This window comes from Hyalangium minutum, from assembly GCF_000737315.1.
Taxonomy (GTDB): Bacteria; Myxococcota; Myxococcia; order Myxococcales; family Myxococcaceae; genus Hyalangium; species Hyalangium minutum.
This window is the reverse complement of the sequence record NZ_JMCB01000004.1, coordinates 121,141-144,283: the sequence shown is the minus strand read 5'-3', so window position 1 is coordinate 144,283 and position 23,143 is coordinate 121,141. Positions and strand designations below refer to the sequence as shown.

Sequence of the window (23,143 nt, the reverse complement as noted above, 5' to 3'; positions counted from 1 at the left end):
CAACGCGTCCCTGATCGCGATCCCCACGAGCCACACGACGCCACCCACAGAGCCCTTCTTCTTGACAGGGGGCGCGGCCACCTCCTAATAGAGCACTGAAATTGATAATGATTATCGATTTCATTTCCATGGAAAGGCTGTTGCGATGAAGCATCTGGGTGCCCTCTCTTCCCTGCGGTTTTCCGCCGCCATGCTGGCCCTGTCCCTGCTCACAGGCTGTGGAGAAGAGGACGGTGACGACACCGAGCCGCTGTACGCCATCACCACGCAATTGCTCGCCGCCGATCCGGCGGAGAGCTACGTCATCGTGACGGACCAGGCGGAGCAGCCGGCATCGCTCTCCCTGGACAACGCCATCCGCGTGCCCGGTCGTGCCCTGGGATTGGGCATCCCCAAGTCCGGCACGCTCTATGTCGTGAGCGACGAGAGCGCGACGGTGACCCGTTACAAGCTCTCCGCCACGGGGGCGCTGGAGCCGGCTGGCACCGTGAGCTTCGCCAGCGTGGGAGTGACGTCCCTGGGAGAGTACCAGGCCAACTTCCAGTTCATCTCGGAGACCAAGGCCTACTTCTTCGATGGGGCCACCGCCCAGATCGTCATCTGGAACCCCGAGCTGATGACGGTCACCGGCCGTATCCCCCTCGACGCTGTGGCCTTCCCGGACACGGTCGTGGCCTTCTCGGGACTGGCCGTGCAGCTCACCGGCCAAATCATCATGCCCGTGGGCTGGCGTCCCGTCTCGGGCGTGGGCATCACCCCCAAGGCGGGTGTGGTCTCCGTCGACACGGCGACGGATGTGGCCACCCTCGCCACGGATGAGCGGTGTGGCTACACGCAGGATGCCGCCGTCGGCCTGGACGGCAAGGTGTACATCGCGACGGAGGCCTATGGCGCGGCGGTGCGCCGGGTGGTGGGCGCGGAGGCACCCACGCCGTGCCTGCTCAAGTTCGATCCCCAGACCCGCACCTTTGATCCGAGCTTCCACCGGACACTCTCGGAACTGGTGGGCGGTGGCACGGCGGGCACGCTCGTGCCCGGCCCTCGGGGGACCGCGTACGTGCGCGTGCTCGATGAGACGGTGGCCCCGATCACGGAAGGCACCCATCCGCGCACCATCGCGAGCGGGAAGGGCTGGCAGTGGTGGGAGCTGAAGCTCGACACGATGACGGCGGTGCACAAGACCCGCTTCCCGGCGACGTCGGGCAGCACCTTCCTCTTCGAGTCGCAGAACCAGATCCTCTACACCGAGTTCGCCGCGGGCGCCGCGTCCACCACCCTGCGGATGCTGGGGGACAACGGCAGGGCCACGGTGACGACGCCAGGGCTCTCCTTCTCCTTCCTCCAGCTTCGCTAGCGGCTGCAGTCACGCCGTGTCTCTCATCACTTCTTGGAGATTCAATGCATCCTCAGTTCCGTATCACGAGCGTGTTCGCCGCTTTGGCGCTGTGGTCCTCCCCTGCTCTCGCCACCAGCACGGGCATCACCGGGCAGTCTGGCAAGGACGGGATGACGTGCAGCACGTGTCATAAAGGGGGAGAGCTTCCCACCGTGGAGTTCGAGGGCCCCACGAGCCTGGAGCCAGGGGCCACGGGCCAGTACGCCCTCATCATCCGGGGAGGCGCCGCGAAGACGGGTGGGATCAACATCGCCGTGGACAGCGCGGAGACCTCTCTCCTGGCCAGCAGCGCCGGGCTCAAGAAGCTGGGGACCGAGTTGACGCATTCCGCTCCCCAGCCCTTCAACGCCGGGGTGCTGCGCTTCGACTTCTCGCTCGTCGCGCCCGCGACCGATGTGACGCTCACGCTCTTTGGGGCCGGTAACTCCACCAACGCGGACCTCAAAAGCGATGGGGACAGGTCTTCCACCGCGAAGCTGAGCGTGAAGATTGGGAAGGGCACACCCGTGGACGTCCCCCAGGAGGAAGAGCCAGAGGAGAACGCGGATGGGGGTGGATGCGCCGCTGCTGGGAGTGCGCCCATCTGGGGCTGCATGCTGGCAGGCTTGATGTTGTTCCGGCGCCGCCAGGGCTGAGCCACTCGTGGGGAGTGACGTGGAGGTGTCACTCCCCACGCGGGAGGAGCAGCGCCACGGGCGAGCGCAGGATGATGCGGGCCTGACAGTTCGAGCCCAGAGGCCCATCAAAGGCTCGCCCATGGACGCGGACTGACCCTGCCAGCCACTGGTCTTCACCTGATCCTCTTTACACTCTGGCGGGAGTGGATGTGGGAGTTCTATCCACCTACAGGAGGGGGACATGGTGAGTGGGAAGGGGTTGTGGAGTGCTTTGCTGGTGACGTGGCTGGCTGCCGGGTGCGGAGTATCCGAGGTGGCGGAGCAGGCGAAGCTCACCGAGCGCTGGGAGGCAGGGGACGCTCAAAAAGAAGGGCTGGTTCCCAGGAGTGATCTGCTGGTCAGCAGCAACGTCAACAGCAGCGTGCTGCGCTATGACGGGACAACGGGAGAGTTCGTCAGCGTCTTCATCCCTCCCGGCAGTGGCGGGCTGTCCAATATCCAGGGCCTGGCCTACGGCCCGGATGGACACCTCTACATCGCGAGCTTCGCTACCAAGAACATCCTGCGCTTCAACGGGAGGACGGGCGCGTTCATGGGCGTGTTCGTGCCAGCCGGCAGAGGGGGGCTCGGGACTCCGGGCGACCTCATCTTCGGTCCCGACAGGAACCTGTACGTCAGCGACAGCTTCTTCGGCACCAACAGCGTGCTGCGCTACGACGGGAAGACGGGCGCCTTCTTGGGCGTCTTCGCCTCCGGGGGAGGACTGAAGGTCCCGCAGATCCTGGCCTTTGGCCCAGAGGGGCACCTCTTCGTCGAGAGCGTCTTGACCGACCAGATCATGCGCTACGACAAATGGACGGGAGCTCCCCTGCCAGCCGAGGGCCAGCCGGGAGCGGTCTTCATCACCGGCGTGAAATACCCCAAGTTTGCCTTCGGACCCGACTGCCAGCTGTATGTCGCCACGTTTGACAACGACGTGCGGCGCTACAACAGGACGACGGGCGCCTTGATCGATGTCTTCATTCCTGCTGGCAGCAATGGGCTGATCACGGTCAATGATCTTGTCTTCGGGCCCGACGAAAACCTTTACCTGCCAAGCTTCCAGGGCGCCTCCGTGTTTCGCTTCGACGGGAAGACAGGCGCGTTCATCGATCTCTTTGTTCAACCCGGCAGCGGTGGGCTGGGGAATCCCATCTCGCTGACATTCATGCCGCCAAACCTCACAAGCACTGAAGAGTAGCTGCGGAGGGTCTGACACCGGCCTCCACCCCTTCGATGGCCGACACCTGCGCCGCGGGCCTCTCGCATCCCTGACAGCTCGCCACAAGGAGGAGACACCCAAGCATCGGAGCCAGTGGCACCAGGGAAGCCCCTCCGGGATGCTCCTTCACCAGAGCCCTCCTTGCTCGCAGGCCCGGTACCGCGAGGACACTCCGATCCGGCCTGCTCCCATCCAGCCGTGTAGTAAGCCACGCCTCCCCGCCCATCGGAAGAAGAACGCTGGAGTGGCTCCAGCTGGCACCGCTCGGGCATCAGGCGCTGTATGCGTGGGCGGACGAGCACCACACGAAGGAGTGTTGCCTCCCACTCGTTGCGCGCAGCCCACGCTTGCCAGCAGGATGGAGCGCTCGGAGAGGTGACCATGTCCCGACTGCTGGTCGTACCGCTCGCGCTCACTGCGCTCCTGTTCGCCCCCACCGCGCTCGCCGACTGCTACTCCGACTCGGAGTGCAACGGCGGGAGCTGCCGCAGTGGCAAGTGCACCACTGCGGGTGGCGAGTGCTACTCGGATTCCGAGTGCCCGGGTGGCAGGTGCCGCAGCAGCAAGTGCACTACCGCCGGTGGCCAGTGCTACTCCGACTCGGAGTGTAACGGCGGGAGCTGCCGCAGTGGCAAGTGCACCACTGCGGGTGGCGAGTGCTACTCGGATTCCGAGTGCCCGGGTGGCAGGTGCCGTAGCGGCAAGTGCACTACCGCCGGTGGCCAGTGCTACTCCGACTCGGAGTGCAACGGCGGGAGCTGCCGTAGCGGCAAGTGCACCACCGCAGGCGGCGAGTGTTACTCCGACTCGGAGTGTCCGGGCGGTAGTTGCCGCAGCAACAGGTGCACCGCGCGCTGAACCGCCGCATCAAGCACGAGCCGCACGCGCTTCACGCCTCGCAGTTCGCGGTGGCGCTCGTCCACCCTGTCGCGCGGGATGGAGCACCTGCCACTGCACCTGGGCTACCGGCAACGAGGGAACACACCCGAGCCCCTTGCGGCTGCGGCTCGCTACTTGGGACGCACACCCTTCGCGGCGAACTCGGCGATGAGCCCTTCGTACGCGGACATCTCCGGAAACTGCGGGTAGGAGTGCACCGCGCCCGTTGCCGCCCAGGGCCGTTTCACCTCCGCGTAGGTCTCGATGAACGGCACGAACCAGCTCCAGTCGTCGAGCATGCTCGGCCGGAGGTTCACGAAGAAGTCCATGCCCTCGGGCCGCGTGAACATCCACGTCATGCAGTGGCCGCAGAACATGTGCTTCGTCGGCCCATGCAGCCCCCCGACCACCGGCTCGCCGGAGAGGACCTCAAAGCCGGGCGTCGGCACCGCCATCGACAGGCTGAAAGCACTCGAGCTCATGCGCTGACAGCCCGTGCAGTGACACGCCATGGTCAGGAGCGGAGGCTGAGTGACGCGCAGGCGGATCTTCCCGCAGCGGCACCCACCCTCCCACGGCAGCTTCCATTCAGGCGCAGCGTTTTCCATCCCCGGAGAGTGAGCCGGTGTCCAGCTGCTCGCAAGGGAAACTGCTCACTTCTGCAGGACCTCGGAACCCGAGCCGCCCATTCCCGCCTCACGCTCCGCCAGCCCCGCACCATTGGCGGGAGTCATGGTGGTGATCTGCAGCAGCGGCGACTGCGAGCCGTAGAGCTGCTTGTAGGCGTTGTAGCTGCCCAGCACGTTCTTCACGTAGTCCCGCGTCTCGTCGAAGGTGATGTGCTCCACCCACTCGTCGAGGTCCGCCTGCGGCAGCGCCTTCCGCCAGCGCTCCACCGCTCCAGGCCCCGCGTTGTATGCGGCCACCGCGTACGCGGCGTTCCCTCCAAAGTGCTTGAGCAGCTGCCCCAGGTACGCCGCGCCGATCCGCACGTTCTGGTCCGGCTGCAGCAGCGTCTGCTCCCCCACCGCCGCCAGCTTCAGCGAGGCCGCCACCTGGCGCGCCGTCGCGGGCATCAGCTGCGTGAGTCCCAGCGCTCCCGTGGACGAGCGCGCCCGAGGATTGAACCGGCTCTCCTCGCGGATGAGCCCCTGCAGCAGGTCCGGATCCAGCCGGTTCGTCTTCGCCTGGCGCTCGATGAGCGTGCGGAACGCAAGCGGCCACGTGGCCTCCCAGATCGGCCGGGACGTGGAGCTCAGCGGGCCTCGCACCTCGTCCCGCAGCGTGGAGCGCGCCACCTTGCGCGCCGCCCAGCCCCGCCCCGTGCGCTGGACAATCTGGTACAGCAGCCGCGCCGGGCCCTCCGGCAGCGCCCGCTGCTCCACCGCGAGCAGTTCCTGCACCGCACCGGACATTCCCAGCCGGATCAGCTCCACTCCCGCCGCAAAGCGCGGATCCTTGGCCAGCCCACCCATCGGCAGCGGCCAGATCACCGCAGGCTCCGCCGTGGGTTCCGGCGCCACCGTCTGCATGGACGTCAGGGTGGCCGAAGTCGCCGAGACCGGCGCCCCAGAAACAGGCGCCACGGAGGCCGGTGCCACGGAGACAGGAGCCGTGGAGACGGGAGCCACCATGGCGATCGGCGTCGCGGAGACGGGCGGTGCACGCACCAGCCGCCCCGGCGCCAGCAGCGCAAGCCGCGAGCGCGCCAGCATCCCGTACCACGTCGCAGGCCGATCGGCCGCGATGCGCTCATAGCCCGCGAGCGCCGCAGGCACCTCGTTCTGCATCTCCATCGTCCGGGCGATCCAGTACCGCGCCCGCCAGAGCGCTTCGTCCGTCCGCGCCGCCTGCGGCATCTTCTCCACCGCCTGGAGCGCCCCCAGCGCCGCCGCATGCTCCCCCCGCCGCTGGTGCAGCCAGTACGAGCGGAAGAGCGCCTCGGACGCGAAGTTGCCCGTGGGGTACTTCCTGGCCAGTTCGTCGTACCGGGTCATCGCGGCATCCAGCTCGCCCTTGCGCTGGAACAGCCAGCCCGCGAAGAACAGGGCGTCATCCGCATAGCCGTGCTCCGGGTAGTCGCGCGCCAGCGTGTCGTACGTGCCGACCGCCGCGTCCTTGTCCACCACGGACTGCGAGTAGCCCAGCACGTAGAGCGCCTGCGGCCGGACCTCCGGTAGGTGGCACTGCTCCACCACCGGCGAGAGCACCTGAATCGCCTTGTGGTGCTGCCGCTCCTTGCGCAGCGCCTCGCCATAGATGAGGCGCGCATTGCACCCCACCGGGTCCGGCAGCGCCACGTGGGGAACCACCCCGTCGAGCAGTTCCATCGCCGCGTGGTTGCGGTGCAGATCCACCAGCGCATCCGCCCGGCGCACCCGCCACTTCAGCGGCAGCGGCAGCCCCTGCAGCCGCCGCCGGGCGCGCTCCGCCTCCCGGGACAACGGACTCGTGGCCCACACCTCGAGCAGCGCCTTGTGCTCCACGTTGTACAGGCCCTGCTTGCGCGCCAAATCACACGTGGCCAGCAGCGCCTGCATGCGGACGGCGTCTGGTCCGCGCGCCTTGCGGCTCTCGATGAGTTCCGCCAGCGCGTTCAGCGCTCCGTTCAAGTCCCTCCGCCGCTCCAGCACCCGCGCCAGGTTGAACCGCGCGTCCGGATAGAGCGGCGAGCTCGGATCCACCGCCTGGTACTGGGTGGCCGCCAGCTCCAGCTTGCGCAGCTTCTCGTTGGACTGGGCCGCGCGCATCAAGCAGTGGTCTCTCAGCGGCACGTACTCCTCGGCCAGCGCCGCGAACTCCTCGGCCGCGGTGACGTCATCGCGCAGGTTCAGCGCGCTCTGCGCCATCAGGAAGCGAACCGGAAGCGTCTGCTGCTCCTGCGAGAGCAGTGTCCGCGCCTTGCGGTACCGGCCCCGGTCGTACTCAGCCCGGGCCTTGGCCAGCGTCCCCTCGGCGAAGTAGGGCGTGAGCTGCTCCAGCCCGAACATCGCCTCATTCAGGTCCGCGCCCGAGGGCTGCTCGGCTGGAGAGTCCAGCAGCTGCTCGAGCTGCTCCTCCGACAGCACCTCGTCGGACGGAGCCTCCTCGCCAGGAGCCTGGGCCCACACCGCCCGCCCCCCAAGCACGCCCACGCACGCCAGCACCACCCACGCGCCACGCAATCCGCCCATGCCGCTCCCCGCCCGCTGTTCTCGCCGGACAGGAATGGACACGGGGATCCCCACCGGAATGGGCCCCCCGTGCATGACTGCTTGCTCGCGTCTTCCAGGTGATACCCCGTGGCAACAGCCACAGGCCCGTTGCACGAAACACGACGGCGCGGCTCTGCGCCTCTCTGCTCCCCACGGAGGGAACCCTGGGAGACGGTAGCGGGAAGACCTACCTGCGAGGGCCCACCCCACCTCCCCTGCTCATCAGGCATCACCGCGCACGACTCCGGGCACAGGGTGACGATCATCCGTGGATTTCCGCGCTCGTCCTCGTGTGGTGGCCAACGCGTCTGCCTCGCCGACGGATGGGGCGCCCCAGGCCCTTCCTGTACACACCGCAGAGCTTTCACTCACCGGAGGAACACGTCGTGAGCACATCTCGAATGCGGATTCTCTGCGCAGTGGCAGCGGGGCTCCTGGCAGGTGTGGCATGGGCCGAGCTCCCCACCAAGCAGTCCAACGTGGGTGACAGCATGTCCCAAGGCGCGATCGCGGATGGGTGGCCCGCGGATCGCCCGGAGCTGAGCTGGGTGCAAGGCACCTCCAGCAGCGTCTTCTCGATCTTCATGCGGTATCGGGAGCTCGTCCCTTCCTTCACCCAGCAACCCGAGTCCGTCTCGGGCGCGGAGATGGTCGGCGGGAGCAACAACTTCGCCGTCCAGGCATCGCGGATCTGCGCGCAGGAGGAGAAGCCCCAGCACGTCTCTGTCCTCCTCGGCGCCAACGACGTGTGCAACCGGCCGAGATCCTCCAGCTCGGATGCCACCGCGAACATGTACTCGCTCGACACCTGGGTCAACGCGCTGCGCGCGGGGCTGGATCAGCTGGCGGCCTGCCTCTCGCCGGGCGCGACGGTACACGTGCTGAGCTTCCCTCGGGTGGATTTCCTCTACGCCGCTGGGAATGCCAAGAGCCTGTATTGCTCGTACGTCATCTGGCCCGCCGCAGGCATCTGCCGCATCGTCACCGCAGAGAGGAACGGCGGCCGGCGAGCGCAGATCGGCGCTCGCATCAATGAATACAACGCGGCGACCCGTGCCGAGGTCGATCTCTACGCAGCCAACATCGACGGCCGCAACCCGCGAGGCGTGCGCTTCGTGGCGGACTGGCAGGGCTCCCTCGAGGAGGGCTTCCAGAACACTTCGGTGGGCACGTACGTCTTCCGCGCGTCGGACCTCAACGGCACCGACTGCTTCCACCCCAGCGTGTCGGCGCAGCGAAAGCTGGCGTGCGCAGCCTGGGCCACCAACCCGGATGGCGCGGGCGTTGTCGGGGAGTGCTTCCAGTAACGGCCGTCCTTCCAGGGGGAACCACCATGAAGAGCATGTCTGTGTTGCTGTGGGGAATGGTTGTGGTGACGCTCGCCGGTTGCTCCAATGAAGCGCAGCCGCCGGAGGGAAACACTGGGGAGGCACCGCGCACGGAGGTGGGTGAGGCGGAGCTCGCGGACCTGCTGGCACCGGAGCTGGGCGACGCGGCGGCGGCGTATGAGGCGCGCACCGCCCGCTATCGCCTCTTCGGAGTCCAGCTCAGCCCCGTTCGAACCGAGTCCTTCGCGACGCTGGCGGACACGGAGACCTGGGAGACGCGCAACCTGCACGTGGGAGAGCTGCTGGGCCGCAATCTCCGGGTGACGGCCATCACCTCCGCAGGGCTCCAGCTCACGGGGCCCGAGGGCTCCCAGCTGCTCCCGGTGGGCCGGGACGTGTCCCTGCGCGTCATCCGCCACCGCTTCGACACGGCCGCCGTCCACGAGGGCCGGCTCCGTTGGAAGGTGAAAAGCAGCGTGGTGTCGCAGCTCCGCGGCAAATACGGCCTGGGCGCGCATGCGGAGACCCTGAGGGTGTTTCCACAGCCCGCCATCCAGCTCACCGACGTTCAGGAGAACGGAGTCTTCGCGCGGCTCGGCCTCCACGAGGGAGATGTGCTGTTCCGCATGAATGGAGCGCCGCTCTCCCCTGACCAACTGGGAGCCCTGGCCGATCGGCTGTCCACACCCGGCGGCACGGTGCAGCTCCAGGTGTACCGAGAGGCTTCCTTCCAGACCCTCACCTACGAGGTGACGGACTCCCTCCGCTGACCCACAGCCTGCCCCGGTGCGCGGCCCTTGGGCGGCACCGGGGCGCCGGGGACCCTACTCCTCGGCGAAGGGCTGGACGGACTGCGCCACCGCCAGTTCCTGGCGCGCCTCGCTCAGCTCCGAGTTCGTCGCGCGCAGCCGGTCCGACAGCACCTGCACGAAGCTCCAGAGCATCTTCACCGCGAGGATGGACTCGCGCTTCATCAGGCTCATCAGGTCCGGCCGGGAGATGACCATCGTTCGCGTGGGCTCGGTGGCGCGCACCGTCGCCGAGCGCGGCGCGTTGTCGATGAGCCCCATCTCTCCGAAGTGCCCACCGGCGCGCAGCTCGGCGATCTCCACGCCGTTCTTCTCAATCACCACCCGGCCGCGGATGACGACGAACAGCTCCTCGCCCGGCTGGCCCTCCACCACAATCTCCCGCCCCGCGGGGAACGTGCGCGTGGTGGCGATGGACAGCACCGCCGTCTGCTCCTTGTACGTGAGGTGCCGGAAGAGCGGGATCTTCCGCAGCGCCTCCATGCGCGACTGCGCCTCGCTCGTCTCCTCGCTGGCCACCGCGCCGTCGCCAGCCACCTTCACCACCACGGCGGTGATGTTGTCCTTGCCGCCGCGCTCGTTGGCCGTGTCGATCAGCTTCTTGGGCAGATCGCCAATGGCCACCGTGCTGACCAGCGGCAGCATCTCCTCGTCCTCGATGTAGCCGTGCAGGCCGTCCGAGCAGAGGATGAAGACATCACCCGGCATCAGGTCGACGATCAGGGTGTCCACCTGCACGGACTCCTGGATGCCGACCGCACGGGTAATCACGTTGCGGTACTGCGAGCTGGCCGCCTGCTCCTTGGTGATGGTGCCGGCCTTCAGCTGTGCGGCCACCAGCGTGTGGTCCTCGGTGAGCCGGTGACACTGCCCGTGGCGCACCAGGTACACGCGCGAGTCGCCCACGTGGCCAATGACGCCCTTGTTCCCGCTGAGCGCCAGGCACACGAACGTGGTGCCCATGCCTCGCTTGGCCGCGTCCGCCAGCGCCATCTTGTAGATGTCCGCGCACGCCCGCTGGATGGCCACTTCCACCAGCGCCGCCGCCGCCGCCCGGCTGTCCTGGGACGGGTTGGAGGCCAGATCCTTCAGCAGGTGCTTGTTCGCGGTGATGTGCTGCTTGACGACCTCGGTCGCCCGCGCACTGGCCACCTCTCCCGCGGCGTGACCGCCCATGCCGTCAGCGACGATGTAGAGCCCCAGCTGGGACTCCACCAACATCGCATCTTCGTTGTGCTGACGCTTCCGGCCAACGTCGGTCAAACCGAATGCTTCTGTGGTCAATGCCACCGCGACACTCCCGTGACTCCGAGGGGATGACTTCGCACGTTACGCAGCCCTGTGAAGGACTGGCAAGGACAGGTAGGAGCCTAGGGTTATCTCCAATCCGCGAAGAACCCGAACTGCGCTCCCCCGAGGAACTGACGCGCCACGCTGCGCCGCGTGTAGCTGAAGGGCTCGGCGTACCCGCCGCTCACTCCCAGAACCACCGGCCCGAAGCGGTATCCCACGTGGATACGCCCCTCCATCAACCCCGCCGAGTCATGCTCAACCGGGAGATCCCGGTAATGCGCACCATACCAGACAGGTCCTCCCGTGACCTGAAACCCCCAGTGCAAACCCGCCGGGTCCTGGTTGCGGTAGCCCACTCCGAACATGAGCGTGTGCTCATACAGAGAGTGGATGGGCGCGTCGAAGCCCTCCACGGCCGTGTCCGGCAGCCCCGCGGCCCACCCGCCTCCGCCCTCCATCAAGAGCACGATGCCGTCCTTCTTCTGCTGGAAGAGCGTCAACTGCCACTGGAGCCGGGCCTGGGGAACCACCGCCCCCTTCCGGATGAAGGTGCCCAGGAAGGCGCCACGGGGCAGCCAGACGGGCGTCTGCCCTACGCGGCGGGTGGCAGGGGGAGCCTCTTCCGGCTGCGCGGCCGCCACCGTGGAGAGCCCGAATACAAGGGAAATCAAGAGCAATTGGGGGGACATGCGACCTTTACCGCCACTCCAGACGGCGCTTGTCAACGAAGTGTTCGGTTCGCTATAGCAAGGTCCCTCTACCGGCAGTACCGGGAGGGTTGTTTTGGCCACGTCGCTCCGGGCGTTCGTTTTCCTCGACTCGCTGCAGCCGCAGCTCGCCGCGCACATCTGCACCACGTGCCGTGGCTATTTCCCGGTGCCCTACGTGGCATCGCTCTTCGTGGAGATCGCGCCGGGTATGGCCATCCACGGGATCATCGACACCGCGCTCAAGAACACGCGGGTGTTCCCCGCCACGCTGGTGGTCGAGCGCGCCTACGGCATGCTCGAGGTCCACCACGAGGACAAGGGCGAGGTGCGCAGCGCCGGTGACTCCATCCTCAAGTTCCTGGAGGCCAAGGAAGAGGACCGGATCAAGCCCAAGCTGGTCTCCAACACCGTCATCCGCGCCATCGAGCCGATGCACGCGATGATCCTGGACAAGATCCGCTTCGGCTCGCTGATTGAGCCCGGCGAGTCCCTCTTCATCCTCGAGTGCGAGCCCGCGGCGTACGCGGCGCTGGCGGCCAACGAGGCGGAGAAGGCGGCCAACGTGAAGCTGGTGGATGTGACACCGTACGGCGCCTTCGGCCGGCTCTACATGGCCGGCTCCGAGGCGGAGATCGACGCGGCGGCGGCGGCGGCGGTGGCGGCGCTCAAGGGCCTCACCGGCAAGGAGCCGGCGTCTCTCAAGGACAAGTGAGTTTTCAGCCGGCCCCTCTCGGGGACGGCGTGACGTGATTTCACCGCAGCAGCGGAGAGGAACGAACAGATGGCGGATGCACTCGGGCTGATCGAAACGAAGGGCTTCGTCGGCATGGTCGAAGCGGCCGACGCGATGGTGAAGGCGGCGAAGGTGGAGTTCGTCGGCTACGAGAAGATCGGCGGCGGCTACGTGACGGCCATCATCCGCGGCGACGTGGCGGCAGTGAAGGCGGCCACCGAGGCCGGAGCCCGTGGCGCCGAGCGCGTGGGCGAGCTGGTCTCCGTGCACGTGATTCCCCGCCCCCACGGCAACCTGGACCAGGTCCTGCCGCTCGGCCGCAAGGGCAAGACGGACGCTGGGACGACCTGACCTGTCCCCCTCTAAGTCACCCGGGAGCCGCGCATGCTGATGGGCAAGGTCGTGGGGACGGTGGTCGCCACGCGCAAAGAGCAGGAGCTCGAGGGCTTGAAGCTCCTCGTGCTGCGCGGCATGGACTTGGAGGGCAAAGTCACCGGCCCCGTCGTCGTCGCCGTGGATGCGGTGGGCGCCGGCGTGGGCGAGGTGGTGCTCTACTGCTCTGGCTCCAGCGCCCGGCAGACGAAGGTGACGAAGGACCGCCCCGTCGACGCGACCGTCATGGCCATCGTCGATCAGTTGGAAGTGGGCGGCACACTGAAGTACGTCAAGGAGTAGGAATCCCCCATGCCGGTCGTCAAAGTCCGAGCCTCCAAACGCTCGGCGCAGTCTGACTCCCTGGTTCGCAAGGTCACCGAGGCGACGGGCGATCTGCTCGCCCAGAGCGATCGGGTCCTCGTTGTCTACGGCAAGGAGACCGCCAGCATCTACTACGAGGGCTCCGAGCAGGTGCCGCCCCTGCCACGCGCCTCGTGAAGTGAAGCGGCGGGCGCCCTGCCCCGCCAGGAGCCTCGCCGATGAGCTTTGACGCGAAGCAGATCGACGCGATTGTCGATCAGGTGGTCCGCAAGCTCTCCAAGGAGCTGTCGGATCTCCCCCAGCCGGTCCCCGCCCCCGCCCAGCCCCCTCAGGGCCACGCGGATGACCGGCGAGGCAGCGAGCGCCGCTATGGCACCGCTCCCCTCACCCCCGAGGCCCGTCCTCCCGTGCCCTCGCGCGCGCCCGCCTTCCACAAGGGCCGCAAGGGCATCTTCGATGACCTCGACGCCGCCACCACCGCCGCCCGCGCTGCCTTCGAGGAGTGGGGCGAGCTGTCCCTCGAGGTGAAGGACCGCGCCATCGAGGCCATGCGTGAGACCACCCGCCGCGCCGCCCGCGAGCTGTCCGAGATGGCGGTGAAAGAGACGGGGCTGGGGCGCGTGGAGGACAAGATCAAGAAGAACCTCCTGTGCGCCAACAAGACGCCGGGCACGGAGATCCTCAAGCCCGTGGCCTTCACCGGGGATCACGGGCTGGCGCTGCTGGAGCGCGCGCCCTACGGCGTCATCGGCTCCATCACCCCCACCACCAACCCCACCGAGACGATCATCAACAACGGCATCGGCATGGTCGCCGGGGGCAACGCGGTGGTGTTCAACGTGCACCCGAGCGCCAAGCGGGTGAGCGCGTACCACATCCAGCTGCTCAACGAGGCCATCGTCTCCGCGGGCGGGCCGGAGAACCTGCTGTGCGCGCTGGCCGAGCCGACGATCGACTCGGCCCAGGCGCTGATGAAGCACAAGAACGTGCGCCTGCTGGTGGTGACGGGCGGGCCCGCGGTGGTGCGCGCGGCGATGAACTCGGGCAAGCGGGCCATTGCCGCCGGCCCGGGCAACCCGCCCGCCGTGGTGGACGAGACGGCTCACATTGCCCGCGCGGCCAAGGACATCGTCGACGGGGCCTCGCTGGACAACAACATCGTCTGCATCGTGGAGAAGGAAGTCTTCGCGGTGGCCTCCATCGCCGACGAGCTCAAGGCGCAGATGGAGCGCTACGGCGCCTACGAGGTGACGGGCGCGGCCATCCACCGGCTGGAGAAGCTGGTAGTCCACGACGGCCACCCGGTGAAGGACTGGGTGGGCAAGGACGCGGAGAAGATCGCGGACGCGGCGGGCATCCGGGTGCCCCAGGGCACGCGGCTGCTGTTCGCCGAGGTGGACGCCACCCACCCGTTCATCCAGGCGGAGCTGCTGCTGCCAGTGATGGGCTTCACGCGGCTGCGCAACGTGGAGGACTGCATCACCGCCGCTGTCCAGGCCGAGCACGGCTTCGGGCACACGGCCACCATGCACTCCACGAACGTGGACCACCTCAGCACGATGGCGCGCCTCATCAACACTTCCATCTTCGTGAAGAACGGGCCCTCGTTCGCCGGGCTGGGAATGACGGGCGAGGGCTACACCTCCTTCACCATCGCCTCCCCCACGGGCGAGGGGCTCACCACCGCGCTGAGCTTCACCCGCGAGCGGCGCTGCACCCTCAAGGACTCGTTCCGCATTGTCTGATCCCCTGCCACTTCCCGGCCCTGCGCTGGCGCTCCTGGAGCTGGACTCCATCGCGCGCGGCTACGTCGTGGCCGACGCGGTGGTGAAGCGCGCACCGGTGACACTGGCAATGGCGGAGGCGGTGACGCCGGGCAAGTACCTGCTGCTGTTCTCCGGCGGCGTGGCCGAGGTGCAGGAGTCCTTCCAGGAGGGGCTCGAGGTGGCCGGCCGCACGCTGCTGGACAAGCTGCTGCTGCCCATGGCCGCGGACGGGCTCGTGGCCGGGCTCCAGGGCCGCTTCCCGGGCACGTTCGGAGAGAGCGTGGGCATCGTCGAGACGCACACGGTGGCCGCGGCGCTGCTGTGCGCGGACACGGCGCTCAAGCGCGCCGAGGTGGTGCTGGAGCGGCTGCAGCTGGCGCGGGGCATCGGCGGCAAGGGCGTCTTCGTCCTGGCCGGAGAGCTCCATATGGTGGAGGCGGCGCTCGAAGGAGCGGCGGCGGCAGTGGAACCCCACCTGCTGCTCACCACAGAGATCATCCAGCGCCCCAGCCCCGAGCTGCGCGGCCGGGTGCTCTAAACGAGAAGTGACGCAGACGTCCAGGAGTGAACCGAGCGCTCACGGCACCGTGCGCTGGTGGACGCATTCGGCCCCAGCGGGAGATCCCTCACTCCCCGGCTTTCCTGGACACGATTAAAGCTCTTCCATGGGCAACGTCCGCATGATCGCCGGGCTGGGAGGGAAGATGGGAAAGCCTCTCCCGGAGCCTCGTTCAGCGGCGGCGGAGCGCGAGCCCTCCGTGGCCCAGGCCGCGGAGCTGCCCTACCGCGAGCTCTTCCTCGCGCTGGCCGAGGAGCTCCCGGACGCCGTGTTCACGAAGGATCTCCAGGGGCGCTACACCTATATCAACAGCGCGGGCGCTCAGTATCTGGGCCTGCCCGTCGAGGAGGTGCTGGGCCGCCGGGATCTGGATCTGATGAGCCCGGAGGAGGCACAGAACACAGTGGAGTTCGACCGCCAGACGCTGATGGCCGGGCGTACGCTGCGCGCGGAGATGAGCGAGTGGCTGGCGGGAGTGCAGCGCGAGTGGCTCTCCACGAAGGGCATTCTCCGAGGCCCGGATGGGCAGGTGACGGGGCTGTACGGCATCTGCCGGGATATGTCCGCGCACCGGCGCTCGGAGGCCTCGCGGAACCAGAGTGAGGTGCTCTTCCGGGCGGCGGCCGCCAGCAGCTTCGACGCGTTCTTCGTCGTCCGGGGTGAGCCCGAGGGGCTGCGGCTGATGCGGCTCAACTCGCACGCCGAGGTCCTGCTGGGCTGCGCGGCGCGCGAGGCCGAGGGGCGCCTGCTCTCCGAGTTCCCCCATATCGCCTTCATCGCGCCGCAGGCGCTGTGCGAGCAGGTCTGGCGGACGGGCAAGGCCCACGACGAGGAGCTGAAGCTGGAGGAGCCGGGGCACAGGCGCCGCTGGTTCCGCCGCCAGCTCAACCCGGTGGGCGACTGCCTGGCCATCCTGGTGCGGGACATCACCGAGCAGCGCGAGAACGAGCTGCGCCTGCGGCTCAACGAGCGCATGGCGGCGGTGGGGATGCTCGCGGCGGGCGTGGCGCACGAGATCAACAACCCGCTGGCCTTCGTGCTGAGCAACCTGCACTACATCGAGAAGGAGCTGCAACGGCTGAAGCTGGTCCCGGACGAGCAGAGCGAGCTGCTGGAGGCGTTCAACGACGCGCGGGACGGCGCCGAGCGGATGCGGGCCATCGTCCAGAGCCTGGGGGCGCTGTCGCGGGGAGACTCCGTCACCACCCAGCCCATGGATCTGCACGAAGTGTTGGACAACTCGGTGCAGCTCGTTTCCGGGCGGCTGCGCGGCCGGGGCGAGCTGGTGCGCGACTACGGAGACGCGCCGCTGGTGCTGGCCAACCAGGTGCAGCTGTCCCAGGTCTTCGTCAACCTGCTGATGAACGCCACGCAGGCGCTACCGGACTCGGGTGGAGGCACGGTGCGGCTGGTGACGCGCAGGCACGGCGAGAACCAGGTGCTCGTGGAGGTGCAGGACACCGGCTGCGGTATCCCCGCGGAGAACCTCGAGCGCATCTTCGATCCCTTCTTCACCACGAAGCCGGTGGGAGAAGGCACAGGCCTGGGACTGTCCATCAGCCACGACATCATCCGAGGGCTGGGCGGAGAGATGAGCGTGAGCAGCATCGTGGGCAAAGGCACCACCTTCCGGTTGCTGCTCCCCGTGGCTCCTGAGCTCGACGAGCTGGAGGAGAACGAAGTGCACTGACGCCACGGCTCAGCGAGAGGCCACCACTCGCGCGAGCGCCTCTTGAATCTGAGCCAGCGCGTAGGGCTTGGGCAGCAGCACGGCCACGCCCGGGCGCTCCCCGTTCATCGCCTCGCTCCCATCCCCCGAGGCGATGATGACCCGCATCCCGGGATGGCGCTTCATCACCTCACGCGCCAGGTCCGCGCCCGAGCCTCCCGGCAGTGACACGTCCGTGAAGAGCACCTCGAAGGCGCCCGCCGCCAAGGCGCCCCGCGCCGCCTCCGCGCTCGACACCGCCACCACCTCGTGCCCGAGCAAGTCCAGGAGTTCCTGGGTGGACGTGCGGATCTCCTCGTCATCCTCCACCAGCAGCACGCGCAGCCGCAGAGAGGGAATGGGCACGGGCGTCTTCCTCGCACCTGGGGACTCGGGGGCCTGCCGCTGCTGCCGGTGGTTGAGCAGCTGCCGCACCTTGCGCGCCAGGTCCTCGTGGCGGTGGGGCTTGCTCAGCAGGTGGAGTCCGGGATCGAGCCGCCCCCCGTGGACGATGGCGTCCTCCGCATAGCCCGAGGTGAAGAGCACCTCGATGTGCGGCACCAGCTCCTTGGCCAGCCGCGCCAGCTCCGTGCTGCGCACCGGCCCCGGCATCACCACATCCGTGAACAGCAGGTCCACCGGCACCCCGCTTTGGATGATCGCCAGCGCGCTCTGCCCATCCACGGCCTTGAGCACCTGGTAGCCCAGCTCGCTCAGCAGCTCCACCACCGTGGCCCGCACCTGCGCGTCATCCTCCACCACCAGGATCGTCTCGGTGCCGCCCTCGACAGGGCCCGTGAGGCCTTCCACGGGCGCCGACTCATCCTGGAACGAGCGCGGCAGGTAGATCTGAATCGTCGTGCCGCGCCCCACCTCGCTCTGGATCGTCACGTGGCCGCCGCTCTGCCGGACGAAGCCATACACCATGCTCAGGCCCAGCCCGGTGCCGCGGCCCTCGGGCTTGGTGGTGAAGAAGGGCTCGAAGGCCCGCTCGAGCACCTCGGGAGTCATGCCGCTGCCCGTGTCGGAGACGGACAGCAGCACGTAGGGCCCCGGCACCACCTCCGGGTGACGCTGGGCATAGCGCTCGTCCAGCGTGGTGTTGCTGACTTCGATGGTCAGCGTGCCCGTGCCCGCCATCGCATCCCGGGCGTTGATGGCCAGGTTGAGGATGACGTTCTCGAGCTGGTTGGGATCCACCGAGGTGTTCCACAGCCCTGGTGAGACCAGCGTCTCCACCTCCACGTTCTCGCCCAGGGAGCGGCGCAGCATGTCGTCCATGCCGCGCACCAGCCGGCCCAGGTTGAGCACCAGTGGCTCGAGCGGCTGGCGGCGGGAGAACGCGAGCAGCTGGGACGCGAGCTTGGCGCCTCGCTCCACGGCGCTGACGGCCGTCTGCAGGCGGCGCAGGGCGTTCGGGTTGCCGCCCACGTCCCGCTGGAGCAGCTGGAGGTTGCCGCTGACGACCTGGAGCAGGTTGTTGAAGTCGTGCGCCACGCCGCCCGTCAGCTGGCCAATGGCCTCCATTTTCTGGGCCTGGCGCAGCTGATCCTCGGTCTGGCGCTGCTCGGTGATGTCGCGCGCCACGGCGTAGAGCACGCCCTCCTCCGGCACCGGCACCGCCGTCCAGGACAAGGTGCGGTACGTGCCGTTCTTGTGCCGGAACGTGTTCTCGAACCGCAGCGTCGCGAAGCCCGCCGCCAGGCTCGCCACCTCGGCCTGCGTCTTTCCTCCGTCCTCCGGGTGCTCCAGCCAGCGGGAGGTCTTCCCCAACAGCTCCGCTTCCGTCCAGCCCAGCACCAAGGTCCACGCGGGGTTCACGCTGAGGAAGCGGCCCTCGAAGTCCGCCACCAGCAGCAGATCCTGCGAGACGTTCCAGAGGCGATCGCGCTCGCGGGTGCGCTGAGCGACACGCTGCTCGAGCGTCTCTTTGGCCCGCCGCAGCTCCGCCACGGCCTTGATGCGCTCGCTGGCTGCCCAGATGCGGTCGGCCACGTTGCGCATGAACTCGATCTCGTCCGGAGACCAGTCGCGCACCACCCGGTCATGAAGGAACAGGACCGCGACCAGGCGCCCCTGCTCCAGCAACGGCACGTTGACCATCGCGCGGATGCCAAACCGCCGCAGGTTCTCCACGCCCACCATGGTCCGGGAATCCACCTCGATGTCCCGGATGCTGACCACCTCGCCCCGCTCGAGGTTCTCGATGTAGGTGCCGTACCGGGTGAACTCGTGCACGCCCCGGACGCTGAGCGCGCCGGGAGCACTGACCCAGTCTTGCTCGATCTCCACCTTTCGCAGGGCCGGGTCGACCCGGCCATAGCCGGCGCGGATGACGCCGATGACCCGCCCGACCACCTCCATGGCGGCGTGGGCCACCTCGCCGGCGTCGCCCAGCTCTCGAAGCTTGTCGCCCACCTCGACGAGGGCGGCCTGGCGCAGCTCCGCCTTCTTCCGCTCGTCGATGTTGATCAGCACCCCCGGGAAACGGTCCGGCTTGCCGTCGGGTCCGTGCTCGCAGTGGCCATTGGCCTCCACCCAGAGGTAGGAGCCATCGAGCTGGCGTGTCCGGTACTCGGCGCGATAGGGCCCCCCCATCTCCGCCGTCCGGGCGACCAGGGCTTCGATTCGAGGACGGTCCTCCGGGTGGATGGAGGTGATGACCACGCTCAACGGAAGGCCTTGCGCCGCCAGTTCCGGATTGATTGAGAAGGACCGGGCAAAGCGCTCATCGGCCGTGAAGTGGTCCCTTCGGACGTCCCACACCCAGGTGCCAATCACCGCTCCAGCGTTCAGCGCCAGCTGGATGCGCTCGTTGGCCACGCGAAGGGCGTCCTCCAGTGCGCGAAGGCGAGCGATCTCGCCCAGGAGGGCCTGTTCCTGCTCGGAGGGGGAGGAAGTCATGGGAACGTTGATGACAGCCTTCCTCAGGATGGGGCGGTGCCCCCCTCGACACAACGGAAAAAGGGAGCATCCAGCCATGGCAACACACCTGGGTGGCCATGGCTTCCTGCCACGGTTTTCTTGAGCTCACGCAGGGCGCCCCTCGGGACGCACGGGAGGAACGCGTCTTGCTTTGGCTCCTCCCGCTCAGGCCAAGCCCGGAGACGGACTCCGGCTCGGACCTGTCAGGAGGTTGAAGACGAATGAAGGCGTGGATGGCAGCCCTGGTGCTGGCGCTCGCTCCCCTGGTGGCGTGCGGACCTTCCAAAGAGCTGGAGCGGGCCAAGGGAGACGCGGATGCCCTCCGCCAGGAGAACACGAAGCTGAAGACCCAGCTCGCCGAGCTGGAGGGGAATTTCCAGAAGGTGCGCCAGGAGCGCGACCAGCTGAAGCTCGCCGCGGCGAAGCCCGCCCCAGCGGCCACACCGGCTCCCGCTCCGGCGGCCCCGAAGAAGCCAGGCACCACGGCCAAGAAGTAGCGCAGGCCCCGGGCGTGCCACAGAGGCATGGCAACACGCCAGGGAGGTCTGGCGTCTTGCCACGGTTCCGCGCCCAGAGCCGGGCGACTCAGAGCAGCTGGGCTGTGGGCACACGGCTTGCTCTGCACTCGCGGGTGGGCCGCCTCCAGCGGAAGGCCGCTGGCGCGAGCCCTCGAGGAGCTTGGCGTTGATGAAGACCTGGGTGATGGCAGTGCTAGCCGGAGGGCTGCTCTCGGCATGTGGTCCCTCCAAGGAGCTGAGGCAGGTGCGCGCGGAGGCGACCTCACTGCGCTCGGAGACCGACTCGCTGCGCGCGGAGTCGCGCGTGTTGCGCGCGGAGAACAAGACCTTGAAGGCCAAGGTCGCGGATTTGGAAGACACCCTCACGGAGGTGTCGCGGGAGCGTGATGAGCTGAAGCTCGCCGCGGAGAGGCCTGCCCCCCCGCCCCCCAAGAAGACGGGCCGCAAGTAGCCCCCTGCCGCCGCATGCCCATGCGCCTCGGAATGATCGTGCCCCCGCTGCTCCGCCGCCCCCTGCTGTGCTTCCTCTCGAGCGCCCTGCTCATCGGGTGCGATCCGGTTCCCGAGCAGCTGACGCTCGTGGAGCCGGAGGTTCGCCTGCTGGGGGAGCGAGGCCAAGCCATCAGGCTGGAGTCCATGGCGCACGATGCCCAGGGACGACGGCTGGCGGAGCCCCGGCTGAGCTGGTCCAGCTCCGCGCCAGAGGTCGCCACGGTGGAGAACGGGGTGGTCACCGCGCGGAGCACCGGGCGCGCCACCATCCACGTCTCCGGCGGGAAGGCCCGGGCCAGCCTGAGCTTCGTGGTGTCCATTCCCGGCAAGCTGGTGCTTCAGGCGGGGAATGGGAGCTTCATCGAGGTGGGACGCCCCGAGCGGCTCACCGCCACGGTGCTGGATGAGCGGGGCAAGCGCATCCGCCATGGCACTCCCGAGTGGAGCAGCAGCGACGAGCACATCGCGCGCATCGAGGCCGGGAAGGTCGTCGGCGTGGCCCCAGGCACCGCCGTGCTCACGGCCACCTTGGGAGACTTGCGGCAGGAGCTGTCCGTCCTCGTCATGCCCGCGCTCTCGCAGGTGTCCATCGACCCGGGCACGTCTACCTTGAAGCGAGGCCAGGAGCTTCAGCTCCAGACCAAGGTGCGTGACAGCCGGGGGAAGCCCGTGGAAGGCGTGCCCGTCCACTGGTTCACCTCGAATGCCTCCGTCGTCCGGATCTCCCGCTCCGGCAAGGCCACGGCGGTGGGGCCTGGGCGCGCCCTGATCTCCATCTCCGCCGGCCGCAAGGTGGGCACGGCGGAGATCACCGTTCCGTGACGTCTCGCCCGGGGCCTCCCAGCCCCGGCCTGCTCTGCCTGCTCAGCGCCGCTGGCGCGCGGCCTCCGCGGCCTCGCCCACCACGGTCACCAGCTTCGAGATGAGCTGGGGGTCCCGGCTGCGGAGAACGTGCCCTTCTCGCTGCCGCGTGCGCAGCACGAGCCAGTAGCTGTCTCCCACCACCACGAGCGCAGCGATGGAGGCGAAGATGGCCGTCCCCGCCAGCGCCAGCACCACGTCGTAGCTCAGGCTGCCCGGCGCGTGGGGGCTGACCAGGAGCGAGCTGAGCACCGGCAACCCCACGATCGCGCCCAGCACCAGGATCACCAGCCAGGGGAGGACGCGCGGACTGCGGCGAATGGAGCCCACCCCGACCAGCTCGCCCACTCGCCACGTGCGGCCGGAGGCGACCACGCGCTCGCTCGTGACGAGCACGCCCTGTTCGTTGAAGAGGAGAGTCTCCTCTTGCCCCAACTGAGGTCCTGTCACCTGCTCGGAATCACTCATCGAATCCTCTTGGGCGCGAGCGGACCCACGGCGGGGAGCACCGAGAGCACCATCCGCCGCAGCACTTCGAGCGGCTGCCCGAGCGCGAAGCACCCCCGAGCGCCCAGCCGCAGCGCGCGCTGCATCATTCGATCGTCCGCGAACGGCAGCAGGACGAAGACCGGTGCCGGGTACGTCCCATCCCGGGCGCCCTGCAGCGCGCTCAGGAGGCTCTCGCCGCGCTCGATCTGGACGAGCACGAGATCCGGACGAGCGGGAGGCCCTTCCCCCACGTGCAGGGAGATGCCCACCTCCGAGAGAACATCCGCCAGGAGCGCGGCCAGTGACTCGTCGGCGCCCAACAGCAGCGCCTGACCGGCCTGTCGAGCCCCCACGGCTACGGCGTACCCGCCCGGGCGTGGGCCACAGTGACCGTGAACTCGCTGCGGCGGTTCTTGGACCAGACACTCTCGCCCGTGCCCTGCTCGGCCGGACGCTCCTCGCCATAGGACACGAGACCGATGCGCGCCGGCTCCACGCCGAGCTTCACCATGTAGTCCCGAGCGGAGGCGGCCCGCCGCTGGCCCAGCGCCAGGTTGTACTCGGTGGTGCCCAGCTCACAGGTGTGCCCGGAGATCGTCACGCGCGCCTCGGGACGCTTCCGCAGGGCCTCCGCGGCCCGCTCGAGCATCTCCCGCGAGTCCGCCCGCAGGGTCGCCGAGTCCAGCTCGTAGTAGATGGGGCCGAAGTCCAGCGGTGACAGCTCGGCCACCGGCGCGGGCGCCGGAGCGGGCTTCACCGGGCCGGGACGCGGCGAGGTGTCCACCGAGGAGACGCCCTCCGTGGAGGTGGTCGCCGCGGTCTTCGTGGCACAGGCGCTCGCGCCAATCGCGAGCAGGACGAGGGGAAGAAGGTATGAGCGCATGCCCCTCGTTGAAGCAACGTCCGTGC

24 protein-coding genes are annotated in these 23,143 nt (G+C 68.4%); 16 read left to right on the top strand and 8 right to left on the bottom strand.

Annotated features, from left to right (window positions below; all coding sequences use genetic code 11):
- The first annotated feature begins 145 nt into the window (after positions 1-145).
- The 4 genes from DB31_RS12080 (at position 146) to DB31_RS48740 (ending at position 4,132) form a co-directional block, all read left to right on the top strand.
- Positions 146-1,354 carry a hypothetical protein gene (locus DB31_RS12080; RefSeq protein ID WP_044186597.1) on the top strand — a complete coding sequence of 403 codons (1,209 nt, stop codon included), beginning with the start codon at positions 146-148 and terminating at the stop codon, positions 1,352-1,354.
- A 44-nt stretch (positions 1,355-1,398) separates the two neighbouring features.
- Entirely contained in the window at positions 1,399-2,031 is a 633-nt protein-coding gene (locus DB31_RS12075) for an MXAN_6652 family MXYO-CTERM-anchored protein (RefSeq protein WP_044186595.1), read from the top strand.
- Positions 2,032-2,254: 223 nt separating this feature from the next.
- Positions 2,255-3,253 (top strand): Vgb family protein, encoded by a 999-nt coding sequence (locus DB31_RS12070; RefSeq protein ID WP_052419902.1) that lies wholly within the window; start codon positions 2,255-2,257, stop codon positions 3,251-3,253.
- Between the two features lie 402 nt (positions 3,254-3,655).
- Positions 3,656-4,132: a hypothetical protein gene (locus tag DB31_RS48740; protein WP_157231942.1), complete on the top strand. Its 477-nt coding sequence runs from the start codon at positions 3,656-3,658 to the stop codon at positions 4,130-4,132.
- A 152-nt stretch (positions 4,133-4,284) separates the two neighbouring features.
- Here the strand turns inward: DB31_RS48740 and DB31_RS12065 are convergent, their stop codons facing one another.
- Both DB31_RS12065 and DB31_RS12060 read right to left on the bottom strand, forming a co-directional pair.
- Complete coding sequence (locus DB31_RS12065; RefSeq protein ID WP_044186593.1) at positions 4,285-4,761, bottom strand: GFA family protein; 477 nt, start codon at positions 4,759-4,761, stop codon at positions 4,285-4,287.
- Between the two features lie 45 nt (positions 4,762-4,806).
- Positions 4,807-7,326 (bottom strand): transglycosylase SLT domain-containing protein, encoded by a 2,520-nt coding sequence (locus DB31_RS12060; RefSeq protein WP_063769215.1) that lies wholly within the window; start codon positions 7,324-7,326, stop codon positions 4,807-4,809.
- Between the two features lie 407 nt (positions 7,327-7,733).
- On the opposite strand from DB31_RS12060, the gene DB31_RS12055 reads away from it, so the two are divergent.
- On the top strand, positions 7,734-8,654 hold the full coding sequence (locus DB31_RS12055; RefSeq protein ID WP_169787039.1) for an SGNH/GDSL hydrolase family protein: 921 nt from the start codon (positions 7,734-7,736) through the stop codon (positions 8,652-8,654).
- Between the two features lie 26 nt (positions 8,655-8,680).
- On the top strand, positions 8,681-9,445 hold the full coding sequence (locus tag DB31_RS12050) for a PDZ domain-containing protein (protein WP_052419900.1): 765 nt from the start codon (positions 8,681-8,683) through the stop codon (positions 9,443-9,445).
- A 54-nt stretch (positions 9,446-9,499) separates the two neighbouring features.
- Here the strand turns inward: DB31_RS12050 and DB31_RS12045 are convergent, their stop codons facing one another.
- Together DB31_RS12045 and DB31_RS12040 are read right to left on the bottom strand one after the other, a co-directional pair.
- Positions 9,500-10,774, bottom strand: coding sequence for a Stp1/IreP family PP2C-type Ser/Thr phosphatase (locus DB31_RS12045; RefSeq protein WP_044186591.1), 1,275 nt, complete (start codon positions 10,772-10,774; stop codon positions 9,500-9,502).
- An 86-nt stretch (positions 10,775-10,860) separates the two neighbouring features.
- The gene (locus DB31_RS12040; RefSeq protein WP_044186589.1) at positions 10,861-11,466 is read right to left on the bottom strand and encodes a hypothetical protein; all 606 of its coding nucleotides are present in this window, start codon (positions 11,464-11,466) and stop codon (positions 10,861-10,863) included.
- Positions 11,467-11,560: 94 nt separating this feature from the next.
- Here DB31_RS12040 and DB31_RS12035 point away from each other — a divergent pair, with 94 nt between their 5' ends.
- From DB31_RS12035 to DB31_RS12005, 7 genes are all read left to right on the top strand, one after another.
- Positions 11,561-12,199 (top strand): BMC domain-containing protein, encoded by a 639-nt coding sequence (locus DB31_RS12035; protein WP_044186587.1) that lies wholly within the window; start codon positions 11,561-11,563, stop codon positions 12,197-12,199.
- A gap of 69 nt (positions 12,200-12,268) precedes the next feature.
- Positions 12,269-12,571: an ethanolamine utilization microcompartment protein EutM gene (eutM, locus tag DB31_RS12030; protein ID WP_044186584.1), complete on the top strand. Its 303-nt coding sequence runs from the start codon at positions 12,269-12,271 to the stop codon at positions 12,569-12,571.
- Between the two features lie 33 nt (positions 12,572-12,604).
- Positions 12,605-12,895, top strand: a complete 291-nt coding sequence (locus DB31_RS12025; protein WP_044186582.1) for a EutN/CcmL family microcompartment protein — start codon at positions 12,605-12,607, stop codon at positions 12,893-12,895.
- 9 nt (positions 12,896-12,904) lie between these two features.
- Positions 12,905-13,093, top strand: coding sequence for a hypothetical protein (locus DB31_RS12020; RefSeq protein ID WP_044186580.1), 189 nt, complete (start codon positions 12,905-12,907; stop codon positions 13,091-13,093).
- A 41-nt stretch (positions 13,094-13,134) separates the two neighbouring features.
- Positions 13,135-14,661 (top strand): aldehyde dehydrogenase family protein, encoded by a 1,527-nt coding sequence (locus DB31_RS12015; RefSeq protein ID WP_075305968.1) that lies wholly within the window; start codon positions 13,135-13,137, stop codon positions 14,659-14,661.
- Positions 14,654-15,220 (top strand): BMC domain-containing protein, encoded by a 567-nt coding sequence (locus DB31_RS12010; RefSeq protein ID WP_044186578.1) that lies wholly within the window; start codon positions 14,654-14,656, stop codon positions 15,218-15,220. The genes DB31_RS12015 and DB31_RS12010 overlap by 8 nt, the downstream gene beginning before the upstream one ends.
- Positions 15,221-15,386: 166 nt before the next feature.
- A complete protein-coding gene (locus DB31_RS12005) occupies positions 15,387-16,931 on the top strand; it encodes a PAS domain-containing sensor histidine kinase (RefSeq protein ID WP_240486656.1) in 1,545 nt (514 codons plus the stop codon).
- A gap of 9 nt (positions 16,932-16,940) precedes the next feature.
- On the opposite strand, the gene DB31_RS47840 is transcribed toward DB31_RS12005, so the two are convergent.
- A complete protein-coding gene (locus DB31_RS47840; RefSeq protein WP_083968171.1) occupies positions 16,941-19,853 on the bottom strand; it encodes a response regulator in 2,913 nt (970 codons plus the stop codon).
- A gap of 242 nt (positions 19,854-20,095) precedes the next feature.
- On the opposite strand from DB31_RS47840, the gene DB31_RS11995 reads away from it, so the two are divergent.
- The 3 genes from DB31_RS11995 (at position 20,096) to DB31_RS11985 (ending at position 21,706) form a co-directional block, all read left to right on the top strand.
- Positions 20,096-20,371: a hypothetical protein gene (locus DB31_RS11995; protein ID WP_044186574.1), complete on the top strand. Its 276-nt coding sequence runs from the start codon at positions 20,096-20,098 to the stop codon at positions 20,369-20,371.
- Between the two features lie 190 nt (positions 20,372-20,561).
- Entirely contained in the window at positions 20,562-20,843 is a 282-nt protein-coding gene (locus DB31_RS11990) for a hypothetical protein (RefSeq protein ID WP_044186573.1), read from the top strand.
- A gap of 14 nt (positions 20,844-20,857) precedes the next feature.
- A complete protein-coding gene (locus DB31_RS11985) occupies positions 20,858-21,706 on the top strand; it encodes an Ig-like domain-containing protein (protein ID WP_240486655.1) in 849 nt (282 codons plus the stop codon).
- A 42-nt stretch (positions 21,707-21,748) separates the two neighbouring features.
- Here DB31_RS11985 and DB31_RS11980 read toward each other — a convergent pair whose 3' ends face one another.
- Genes DB31_RS11980 through DB31_RS11970 form a run of 3 tightly spaced genes read right to left on the bottom strand, consistent with a single transcriptional unit; the run spans position 21,749 to position 23,117 of the window.
- On the bottom strand, positions 21,749-22,213 hold the full coding sequence (locus DB31_RS11980) for a DUF6232 family protein (RefSeq protein WP_044186570.1): 465 nt from the start codon (positions 22,211-22,213) through the stop codon (positions 21,749-21,751).
- A complete protein-coding gene (locus DB31_RS11975) occupies positions 22,210-22,587 on the bottom strand; it encodes a hypothetical protein (RefSeq protein WP_044186568.1) in 378 nt (125 codons plus the stop codon). The genes DB31_RS11980 and DB31_RS11975 overlap by 4 nt, the downstream gene beginning before the upstream one ends.
- 2 nt (positions 22,588-22,589) lie before the next feature.
- Positions 22,590-23,117, bottom strand: a complete 528-nt coding sequence (locus DB31_RS11970; RefSeq protein WP_044186565.1) for an OmpA family protein — start codon at positions 23,115-23,117, stop codon at positions 22,590-22,592.
- Positions 23,118-23,143 lie beyond the last annotated feature (26 nt).

Excerpts from the sequence above, each read along its gene's own strand:
- DB31_RS11990 (WP_044186573.1), top strand. The coding sequence starts at position 20,562 with ATGAAGACCTGGGTGATGGCAGTGCTAGCCGGAGGGCTGCTCTCGGCA.
- DB31_RS12040 (WP_044186589.1), bottom strand. The coding sequence starts at position 11,466 with ATGTCCCCCCAATTGCTCTTGATTTCCCTTGTATTCGGGCTCTCCACG.
- DB31_RS11985 (WP_240486655.1), top strand. The coding sequence starts at position 20,858 with ATGCCCATGCGCCTCGGAATGATCGTGCCCCCGCTGCTCCGCCGCCCC.
- DB31_RS12020 (WP_044186580.1), top strand. The coding sequence starts at position 12,905 with ATGCCGGTCGTCAAAGTCCGAGCCTCCAAACGCTCGGCGCAGTCTGAC.
- eutM (WP_044186584.1), top strand. The coding sequence starts at position 12,269 with ATGGCGGATGCACTCGGGCTGATCGAAACGAAGGGCTTCGTCGGCATG.
- DB31_RS47840 (WP_083968171.1), bottom strand. The coding sequence starts at position 19,853 with ATGACTTCCTCCCCCTCCGAGCAGGAACAGGCCCTCCTGGGCGAGATC.
- DB31_RS12050 (WP_052419900.1), top strand. The coding sequence starts at position 8,681 with ATGAAGAGCATGTCTGTGTTGCTGTGGGGAATGGTTGTGGTGACGCTC.
- DB31_RS12025 (WP_044186582.1), top strand. The coding sequence starts at position 12,605 with ATGCTGATGGGCAAGGTCGTGGGGACGGTGGTCGCCACGCGCAAAGAG.
- DB31_RS12005 (WP_240486656.1), top strand. The coding sequence starts at position 15,387 with ATGGGAAAGCCTCTCCCGGAGCCTCGTTCAGCGGCGGCGGAGCGCGAG.
- DB31_RS12075 (WP_044186595.1), top strand. The coding sequence starts at position 1,399 with ATGCATCCTCAGTTCCGTATCACGAGCGTGTTCGCCGCTTTGGCGCTG.
- DB31_RS11980 (WP_044186570.1), bottom strand. The coding sequence starts at position 22,213 with ATGAGTGATTCCGAGCAGGTGACAGGACCTCAGTTGGGGCAAGAGGAG.
- DB31_RS11970 (WP_044186565.1), bottom strand. The coding sequence starts at position 23,117 with ATGCGCTCATACCTTCTTCCCCTCGTCCTGCTCGCGATTGGCGCGAGC.
- DB31_RS11995 (WP_044186574.1), top strand. The coding sequence starts at position 20,096 with ATGAAGGCGTGGATGGCAGCCCTGGTGCTGGCGCTCGCTCCCCTGGTG.
- DB31_RS12070 (WP_052419902.1), top strand. The coding sequence starts at position 2,255 with ATGGTGAGTGGGAAGGGGTTGTGGAGTGCTTTGCTGGTGACGTGGCTG.
- DB31_RS12060 (WP_063769215.1), bottom strand. The coding sequence starts at position 7,326 with ATGGGCGGATTGCGTGGCGCGTGGGTGGTGCTGGCGTGCGTGGGCGTG.
- DB31_RS12065 (WP_044186593.1), bottom strand. The coding sequence starts at position 4,761 with ATGGAAAACGCTGCGCCTGAATGGAAGCTGCCGTGGGAGGGTGGGTGC.
- DB31_RS12015 (WP_075305968.1), top strand. The coding sequence starts at position 13,135 with ATGAGCTTTGACGCGAAGCAGATCGACGCGATTGTCGATCAGGTGGTC.
- DB31_RS48740 (WP_157231942.1), top strand. The coding sequence starts at position 3,656 with ATGTCCCGACTGCTGGTCGTACCGCTCGCGCTCACTGCGCTCCTGTTC.
- DB31_RS12080 (WP_044186597.1), top strand. The coding sequence starts at position 146 with ATGAAGCATCTGGGTGCCCTCTCTTCCCTGCGGTTTTCCGCCGCCATG.